The organism is uncultured Kriegella sp. (assembly GCF_963975415.1).
Lineage (GTDB): Bacteria > Bacteroidota > Bacteroidia > Flavobacteriales > Flavobacteriaceae > Kriegella.
In genome coordinates this window covers 673164-682340 of the sequence record NZ_CAXBGN010000004.1, presented here as the reverse complement: position 1 = coordinate 682340, position 9177 = coordinate 673164, and the positions used below count along the sequence as shown (strand labels likewise).

Here is a 9177-nt window from a genome sequence, read left to right as displayed (position 1 = left end):
CCCAGGACAACCGGGGCGGGGTGGCGTTGCAACAGGGCGACTATAGGGTCATCGCTCAAATGGGCATGGGCATGATGGCCCAGCTGTACGCGGAAATAACATAGACAAAAACCAATGATCTTCCAGATTGAAATTTGTTTCGTTTACTAGGCGGCTAACACCTTTTTTAAACTTTGGGAAATTAGGCGGTGCTACGCCTTACCAAGACTGAAAGGATAATCTGATTATTGATTAGTTCATTGAAATGTCAAGGGGGTGGGTCAACCTACCATATAGCGCAAGACGCTGCCCTGAAATATTTCCGGGCCCACATTCTTTTAATGACCGTAACATGGCGGGATGTTTATAGTATCGATAGGCCATATAAAGTGCGTTTATTCTAGTTCCCGTAAAGCAGTGAGATTTCGTGGGGTTGTTTATAACGTATATATAAGCCTGTAATAGGGATCCTGAGCCATCTGTTTCCACATGGTCATAAAGTGAACTGTCCCCAAGGCGATTTAAAAATTCTGCATGTGCCGTTAGGTGTTCGATATGGGTCATGGTATAATGGGTGCCGCTACCGTCTGAAGGTAGATAGTCACCGTCTATTGAATCTTTCCCGCGGCGAATCTCTTCGGGAATCGCTCCATTGGGTAAAATTCCCCATAGACTTACTTTTGCATCCATTTTCCAGTCTGCCGATGTTTTCAGTCGTCCGATTTGGTAACGGTTATGCGATTCAAAGGCTTCTTTTGGAGATAGTTTTTTTGGGAAAGGACTTACTTCCTCCAACCGCCAGTCGGGATGGTCCATTACATAAAAAGAAAGGAGTGCCGCGGCAAATGAACCCGCCACGCCCCAATTATTTTTTCTGGTTCTACTGGCCCATGCTACTTTAGGATACATAATATCGCGCAACCAAATTTGGTATTTCAGCTTGTTTTTGGCAGTCCAGCCCTCCCAACCTTCCAGAAGATCGGCAGCATATATATAGGGTGTTCCTCCTCGTGCCAGATTAAGAATGCCTTGTGCTCCCCATTGAAAATCTTTATGTTCCTCATTGCGGTATCCATAGGTTTCGGTAAGGTTCAAGATGAGTTCCTTGGCCTTGACGGCATATTTGTCGTCACCTGTCAGATGCCAGGCGATAGCTGTACCATAGGCCAATTTGCCTCCTGTTGAGCTCAGTTGAACCGGGTCTTGTGAACTACGCCCAGTAATAATGACTTCTCTAGATAGTTGGGGCCAGGCCAATGAGGCCTGCATCAGACTATCAATAAAGCCAAGGAAAAGGGTAACGTTGGTATGGTAAGGCTCAATGCCCTCGTGGGCTTTGTGCCCAATATCGGATAATTCTTTGACAGAGACTAGAAATCCTTTTGGAACGGTGCTTTTTTCCTTTTTCAGATTTATCCCAGAATCATCAAAGGAGAAAAGAAGGTTAGGAACGAATAGTATTAACAGAAGATATTTCATGCCATGTTTCCAATTAGCTAGGTGGGTAGCATAGCAATATTTTAGTGGCAACATCAGATTTAAAAGTAACCTCATTAATGGCGGCGGATAAGAAAATCTCATCTCCTTGCTTATAATCAAATGTCTTCCCGTTACAGACGATAACACCTTTGCCAGAATATATGACCGCAACATAGAAACTTCCATTTGCATTGATGGTATATTCCCCGTTTAAATCAAGCTCCTTAAGTCCGAAACAATCGGTATGAGTTTCATTAAAAATCGATTTTAAGGTATAGGAAGCCGAACTATCGATAAGCTGCGGTTCAACTTTCCAACGTTTTAAGGCCTCTTCGTATGAGCAACAATCATAGTGAAAGCAGTCCAACATTTTTTCTTCCCCAACCCCTTGATGAATCAATTCATCTGAGATTGATAATCCTTTAGGGGTAACTTTTTCAACTCTCATGGTGTAATCTGTTGGCTCTTGTACTTCCATTAAAAAACAACCACTACCAATGGCATGCGGTACTCCACCATAAACCATAAAGGCATCGCCTGGCTTTACTTCTATTTTATGTAGACAACCCAGCATGCCTTCGATATCTTGACTTTTAAAATGTTTGCTCCAAATTTCTGGAGTAACACCCGGTCTAAAACCCATGTAGACCACACTCTTTTTGCCATTGATTTCTCGATTGTTCAATACATACCAAGATTCCGTTTTACCAAAATTCGAATTGAGTATGGTACTTGCATATTCCTTATCGGGGTGTACCTGTATGGTCAAGCGTTCGTTCGAATCTAGCATTTTAATTAAAACCCCGGTCGTTCCGAATTTATCAGCTAATTTTTTTCCTAAATAAAGTTCTTTATTGGAGTCAACCAATTCCTTCAAAGATTTCACCCCATCGGGAGTATCCAATAATGAGAGTCCTTCGTTTTTTGGCCGACCTTTTCCTCTGGCCGTAACAGTAGACATGATCCATTCTTCCGGCATATTGCCATCAAGCCCAGGCGCATGCATTTTCCATTGATCAATTAAAGCACCCCCACCGTAAGTACGCCAGACTCTGTTTGAACGCTGCTTTAATGGTATATAGGCATACTTGTCGAAGTCCTTGCTCATTATTCTAGCGTATTAGTTTAAAAACACCACGATTTTTTAAAAGAAAGTAAAGATAGAAAACAAAAGTTCTATTGGACCGTATTTTAAAAAGTCCATCTACTTTTAGCCCATTCCATATCATCTGAATAAAGAAACACCAATGAACATTTGCACTGCCAATACATGAAAACGAAATATATTGGTCATCTATTAATTTTTCGATACCTATTAATATTCGGGATAAACTAAATTTTTAAAATGAAAGAAAAATAGGGGTGGTCATCATATACATTTACTTGTTTTTGATTCTGCTGAAATTCTTCCCCGAATGGTTTTAATAATCTAAGGAAACAAAATGGCCGAAACCAATTTTTGAACTGAAGAAATTATCGCAAGTACTGGGGAGATGAAGCTGTCTTTTGTTCAACCTGTTGGGATAGCATTTGCCACCTAGTAGTGGCCCACGGAATGTTGTACCTTTTGGTACCAATAAATATTGAAGGAAGAAATAGGTTTTTATACATCTAACAATGAACTGATTTTGAAAAATAGGGATTTCAGGAATTATTCGATGTAATAGAGAGATAATTTTAGCTTAGATACTGTTAAAAAAAAATATACTATTTTTAAACGGCCCATATCGAATATAATGTAATACTAAATCTACCGAGGCGATTTAACAATGAAAAAAATTAGTGATTTTGAACGACTACAATGGGAAATAGGTACTTGATAGTTTTTTCATTTTTTTTGATATTTAACACTACCATTAGTTTTGCTTATGACCTAAAGGATAAATTAATAGATGTTGGGGTCGCCCGAATCGATATAACTCCAGAAAAACCGGTGCGCTTGGCAGGGTATTCCGGGAGGGACATTCCTTTCGAAAAAGTTCATCACAAATTATGGGCCAAGGCTATGGCCTTCGGTAGCGAAAAAGAAGGGTTTTCAATATTGCTTACGGTTGATTTATTAGGCATACCCGGTGAAATTACTGAAAAGGTGAGATTTGAATTAGGGAATGCAATAACACTTGATCCTGAAAATTTGACCATTTGCGCTTCCCACACCCATAGTGGACCTCAAATTGGGAATATTGTTTCCCATTTCAACAAGCCCCTTGGCCCAGACGAACTAGCAGAAATAGCGGTATATGCCATTGATTTAACGGATAAGTTGAAGAAAGTTGCATTGATGGCCATTCAACATATTAAACCAGCCTATGTTTCATGGGGGCAAGGAACGGTGGGCTTTGCTGTAAACCGTAGAACTTCAATAAACCCTAAAGGCGTTGTAGACCATTCTCTTCCCATTTTAAAAATAAGTGATCCCAATGGAGCCGTACGCGCCGTACTCTTTAATTACGCCTGCCATGCGGTTACCCTAGGTCCAAAAAATAATGTGGTTCATGGTGATTGGGCCGGTGAGGCCCAGCTTCAGATTGAAGGGAATTTTCCTGGGGCAATTGCCATGGTTTCCATTGGTTGTGGTGCAGATCAAAATTCTGATCCACGTATGAACTCGAAGAATCCTAAAATGGATTTGGAAAATGCCAAAAACCAAGGAAAAGAAATTGCTGATGAAGTAAATAGACTAATAGCCGGCAAATTACTGAAGCCATTAAGTAAGGCCCCAAAGGTGAAAATGAGGTCTGTCGATTTGACTTTTGCAGATATTCCGGATCCGAAGAAATTGGCAGAAGATGCAAAAGAGATTGGTAGAACAAGCAATTATTCACTGTTGTTGCTCAGTCGGATGGCACGAAGCGAGGCCATTCCTATGGGAATTTCCTATCCAATACAGGTATGGAACTTCGGCAAAGATCTGGCAATGATTTTTCTTGCGGGAGAGGTAGTCGTTGATTATTCCTTACGGCTTAAAAAAGAGCTGGGAGTTGACCGAATTTGGATGAATAGCTATGCGAATGATATGCCTTGTTATATTCCTTCCCTAAGAGTTTTGAACGAGGGCGGCTACGAAGCGGACGGGGCTATGATAGGATACGAAAAACCTGCTCGTTTAACAGAAGATGTAGAAGAAATAATCATGGAGGGAATCTATAGTATTTTACCTAAAGCGTATAAGTAGCTTCAAATTTGTATGGCGGTCAAAAAATTATTTGTTGTTTCTTTTCTTTTCTTTATTGCCAAGGTCGGTTTTACCCAACAACCTCGTGCTTCGTCGTCGTTGGAGGATAAAAGCCTATCTGCCATTTTTTTGGCCTCCGTGTCCAAAGTGAATATTACCCCGGAAAGTCCTCAATGGTTACTAGGATATGGCCCGCGAAAATCATCGGGAATTCATGATAGCATTTACCATCGTATTGTCGCTATGGATGATGGTATAAATAAGTTTGTTTTAGTGTCATCGGATATATGCGTTCTTTCGCCTGCCGAGTATGATCGAATCGCAACCAAAATTGAAAATAAATATGGAGTTGGACCGCTTAATTTTTGGTGGACAGTTACCCATACACATTCTGCTCCAGAAGTGGGTCCTCCTGGTCTTCCAGCTGTTTTTATGGGTGACCGCTATCAACATGAGGCTAATTCTGCATATACAACACAGGTAGCGGAAAAGCTTTTAAAAGGAATTTCACAGGCACTCGAAAACTTGGAACCTGCACGTTTAGGTGTAGGCTGGGGTTTTTCACGGGCTAATATCAATCGTCGGGCTATTAATGTTGACGGTAAAGCTTCTCTTGGTATGAACCCCGATGGAGCTGTTGATCGTCGTATTGGTCTGCTACGTCTTGATAGGGAAGATGGCGGTACGTTAGCGCTGATTTCGAACTATGCTATTCACGGAACTGTTTTAGGAGGGGAAAACTTGAAGATTAGTGGTGATGCCCCGGGAATTGTCTCAGAATATGTCGAAAAAAAAATTGGGGCACCGGTGTTGTTTATTAACGGTGCCGCAGGCAATATAGCACCCATATACAGCACCTATCCAACTCCTGAATCGGGTCATTTAAAACAATTTCGAGTACTCTTGGGTGATAAAATTCTGGAAGCGAACCAAAACATTTTGTCTACAACCAATGTGGTGAGGTTAAATTCTGGGGCTACAGTCGTTGAAACCCCAAGGAAAATTGGTCTTGGATGGCCATCGGATTTAGTGAACTATACCCGAACTACCACTAATGGAAAGAAAATGGTACGGCTTCCAGTTCGTTTTTTAAAAATCAACGATGATGTGGCTATATGGAGTGCCCCGCTGGAACTATTCAATGAAATTTCAACCGAAATACGCAATCGTTCCCCTTTTCCGTTTACGTTTTATTTTGGGTACACCAACGGTTGGCTTGGCTATTTACCAACAGCCTCCGCTTGGGAGCATGGAGGCTACGAAGTTGAAACTGTTTGTCCCTTTACACCTATTGCCGCCAAGAATCTTACGGAGGCAGTTTTAGGGTATTTGGAAGGAGAAGCGGGAAAAGGCTATTAATTGATTTTACATGCGAATAGTCGTCTATTAAAAATGTTCTCAAGATTGCTAAAGCCTTTTTAGGGTTGGTTAAGTATAGAGAAACGCTGAAATTAAATTAAAATAAAAAATAAATATGAGTTTACGAGGTGCACGTATGTATTGTTTTCGTGTTTTGTTATATACTTTACCGGCAATCGTAGCAAGCTGCTATAATGGTCCTAATTTACCCTATAGTGAATCGGCCGAGAAGGCACTCTCAACATTAGAGCTGGTGCCAGGTTTTGAGATTGAATTGGTCGTGTCGGAACCGTTGATTTCAGATCCTGTAGATATGATTATAGATGAAAACGGGCTGATGTATGTGGTAGAAATGCATGGTTACCCATTGGACAAGGGTGGTACAGGTAAGATCAAGCTATTGACTGACGAGAATGGTGATGGAAAAATCGATAATAGCACTGTCTTTGTTGATGGGCTGATGCTTCCCACTGGTATCATGCGTTGGAAAAAAGGGGTCCTCGTAACCGATGCGCCAAATGTACTTTACCTAGAAGACACCAACGATGACGGCAAAGCTGATATCAGAGATACTCTACTGACCGGTTTTGCTTTGTCAAATCCGCAACACAACCTCAATAATCCGTTATATGGGCTCGATAATTGGATTTACTTGGCCCATGAAGCCTCTGTTGCTACGCAATCCTACAAAGAGGAGTTCGGTGATGAAGGGGAAGATATTTTCTACCCTGAACAATCGAAAGGTTCGCGTCTACCCAAAAATGCCAACGGACGAAACGTACGTTTTAGACCTGATGCACGAGCATTGGAAATGACTGCTGCCGCCACGCAATTCGGTCATACGTTTGACGCCTGGGGCCATCATCTTTTGCTAAACAATTCGAATCACATCTATCAAGAATTGATAGCCGCACGGTACTTGAACCGTAACCCTGATCTTCTTGTGACCAAAGTTACCAAAACCCTTTCCGATCACGGTCAACCTGCCGATGTATTTCCTATTACCAAAAATCCACAACATCAATTGCTGACTTCCGTTGGAGTTTTTACTTCTGCTACGGGTCTTGAAATATACCAAGGTGAGCTGTTTCCAACAGCGTTCAACAACGCGACATTTGTCGCTGAGCCGGTAAGCAATCTTGTTCATGTCGATAAGTTGTCTGAAGATGGGGTTAGCTATACTGCATCTCGAATTTATCAACAAAAGGAATTTTTAGCCTCCACCGATTCTTGGTTCCGCCCTGTCAACATCTATACCGGTCCAGATGGCGCACTTTATGTGCTTGATTATTACAGGAAATTCATTGAGCATCCTGAATGGATGGCAGAAGCGGTGGTGCAATCGGGAGAGCTTTATGACGGAATTGAAAAGGGTCGTATTTATCGCATTACTCCCACGGGGGCAAAACCAGTTGATCAACCTGAAAATTTACTTTTGGGAAATGCTTCTATCGAGCAACTTGTAGATGCATTGGCTAGTCCGAATAGTTGGAGGCGTCGAAATGCACAGCGTCTTTTAGTAGACCGAAAAGACAAAGATGCTTTTCCCTTATTAAAGCAAATGGCCATAAATATGGAACGTCCTTTAGGTCGTCTGCATGCTTTATGGACTTTACAGGGGCTAGGGCAACTTTCAATTGAAATGATAAAACAGGCGCTAACGGATGAAGTTCCTGGAATTCGGGAAAATGCTATTCGGTTGGCCGAATTGCATCTTGATGATGCTTCGCTGACCGATGCTTTATTAGGTTTAGAGAACGATGAGAATATCAAAGTGAGGTATCAATTGTTGCTTACATTGGGGTTTGTTGATACTCCATCGGTTGCAGCGGCGAGAGAAAAAATGTTATTTAAGGATGTTCGAGATGAGTGGGTTCAACTTGCCGCACTTTCTGCGACTTCCCTGCGGGAGAATAATTTGTTGGAAGCAGTTCTCGATCAATTTCAAGAAGATATCCCGGCATATGCTTCGCTTGTGCAACGTTTGAGTGCTATGATAGGTAAGAACGGACAGGCTTCGGAGGTAAAGCAACTCTTGAAAAGAGCTACCAACATTGGTTCAAAAGAAGCATATGCTTGGCAGACCCCGTTATTAAAAGGTCTTGTTGAGGGAATGAAAAGCAGGGAAATGTCGACTACCGAGTATATATCGGAACAAAATGCATTGTTGAAGGCCTTTTTTCAACACCCATCGACAGCCATTAGAAATGCCTCGCTACAGCTGTTACAGGAAATTGGCTTGCCAGAGGGGAGAGAAACTAAAACGGCCATGGTGCGGGCAAAAAAAATAGCGCAAAACCATAAATTAAAAGCAGAACGTAGGGGCGAGGCCCTAAAATTTCTTGCACTTGGAAATCCTGGGGAAGATATAAAATTGTTGAAAGAATTAATTGTTCCAGATGAACCATTGTCTGTTCAACTTGCGGCATTACAAACACTAAGCGCCATACCCGACCAAACCGTTAGCCACTATGTCTTGGAACATTGGCAGGTAATGACGCCCGATGTTCGTAGCACCGCCCTACGCACATTCTTGAACGACTCAAATAGAATTGGATTGCTCTTAGACGCTATCCAAACAGGACAAATACAGAAAACTAATATTGATCGGGCACTGGCCGTAAGTCTTATGACGAGCCGAGATCAAGCACATAAAGACCTTGCGCGGCGCCTGTTTTCCGAGGACGGAGACAATCAGAGGCAGAAAATCGTAAAGCAGTATGCGGCATCCCTAGAGTTTACTGGATCGGTCGAAGAAGGAAAGCAGGTCTTTCAGCAGAATTGTGCTATCTGCCATCAAATTGGAGGTGCACTAGGAACCAATTATGGCCCTGACCTTGCCACCATAAGAAATCGGCTACCGGCATCCATACTTAATGATATTTTAGATCCGGGCCAATCGATTGCTGATGGGTTTGATTTATGGACGGTGACGCTCAATGACGCTGAATCGATACAGGGAATTGTTTCGGCTGAAACTCCTACCGCTATTACACTTCGCAAAACCGGTGGGCAAGAAACAACGATTTCCCGTGAAGACATTGCCTCCTTGCAATCGCTAGGCATGTCGGCCATGCCGATCGGATTGGAAAATAGTATTGATCAAGAACAAATGGCAAATCTTTTGGCCTACATTAAACAAGTAAAATAAATAGTACATCGGCATAAAGTAATTGTAGAGCTCT

5 protein-coding genes are annotated in these 9177 nt (G+C 42.0%); 3 read left to right on the top strand and 2 right to left on the bottom strand.

Annotation, left to right across the window (positions count from 1 at the left end; translation table 11 throughout):
* Window positions 1-231 precede the first annotated feature (231 nt).
* Together AACZ88_RS12405 and AACZ88_RS12400 are read right to left on the bottom strand one after the other, a co-directional pair.
* Entirely contained in the window at window positions 232-1458 is a 1227-nt protein-coding gene (locus tag AACZ88_RS12405) for an alginate lyase family protein (RefSeq protein ID WP_339710650.1), read from the bottom strand.
* Between the two features lie 13 nt (window positions 1459-1471).
* Window positions 1472-2566: a type I phosphomannose isomerase catalytic subunit gene (locus AACZ88_RS12400; protein WP_339710647.1), complete on the bottom strand. Its 1095-nt coding sequence runs from the start codon at window positions 2564-2566 to the stop codon at window positions 1472-1474.
* A gap of 693 nt (window positions 2567-3259) precedes the next feature.
* Between AACZ88_RS12400 and AACZ88_RS12395 the strand changes: the two genes are divergently transcribed.
* From AACZ88_RS12395 to AACZ88_RS12385, 3 genes are all read left to right on the top strand, one after another.
* Window positions 3260-4633 carry a neutral/alkaline non-lysosomal ceramidase N-terminal domain-containing protein gene (locus AACZ88_RS12395; RefSeq protein WP_339710644.1) on the top strand — a complete coding sequence of 458 codons (1374 nt, stop codon included), beginning with the start codon at window positions 3260-3262 and terminating at the stop codon, window positions 4631-4633.
* Between the two features lie 12 nt (window positions 4634-4645).
* A complete protein-coding gene (locus AACZ88_RS12390; RefSeq protein WP_339710642.1) occupies window positions 4646-5992 on the top strand; it encodes a neutral/alkaline non-lysosomal ceramidase N-terminal domain-containing protein in 1347 nt (448 codons plus the stop codon).
* A gap of 115 nt (window positions 5993-6107) precedes the next feature.
* On the top strand, window positions 6108-9143 hold the full coding sequence (locus tag AACZ88_RS12385; RefSeq protein WP_339710639.1) for a PVC-type heme-binding CxxCH protein: 3036 nt from the start codon (window positions 6108-6110) through the stop codon (window positions 9141-9143).
* The last annotated feature ends 34 nt before the right edge of the window (window positions 9144-9177 follow it).

What these genes read in the sequence shown, in the direction of transcription:
- AACZ88_RS12385 (WP_339710639.1), top strand. Translation starts at nt 6,108, where the DNA reads ATGAGTTTACGAGGTGCACGTATGTATTGTTTTCGTGTTTTGTTATAT.
- AACZ88_RS12390 (WP_339710642.1), top strand. Translation starts at nt 4,646, where the DNA reads ATGGCGGTCAAAAAATTATTTGTTGTTTCTTTTCTTTTCTTTATTGCC.
- AACZ88_RS12405 (WP_339710650.1), bottom strand. Translation starts at nt 1,458, where the DNA reads ATGAAATATCTTCTGTTAATACTATTCGTTCCTAACCTTCTTTTCTCC.
- AACZ88_RS12395 (WP_339710644.1), top strand. Translation starts at nt 3,260, where the DNA reads ATGGGAAATAGGTACTTGATAGTTTTTTCATTTTTTTTGATATTTAAC.
- AACZ88_RS12400 (WP_339710647.1), bottom strand. Translation starts at nt 2,566, where the DNA reads ATGAGCAAGGACTTCGACAAGTATGCCTATATACCATTAAAGCAGCGT.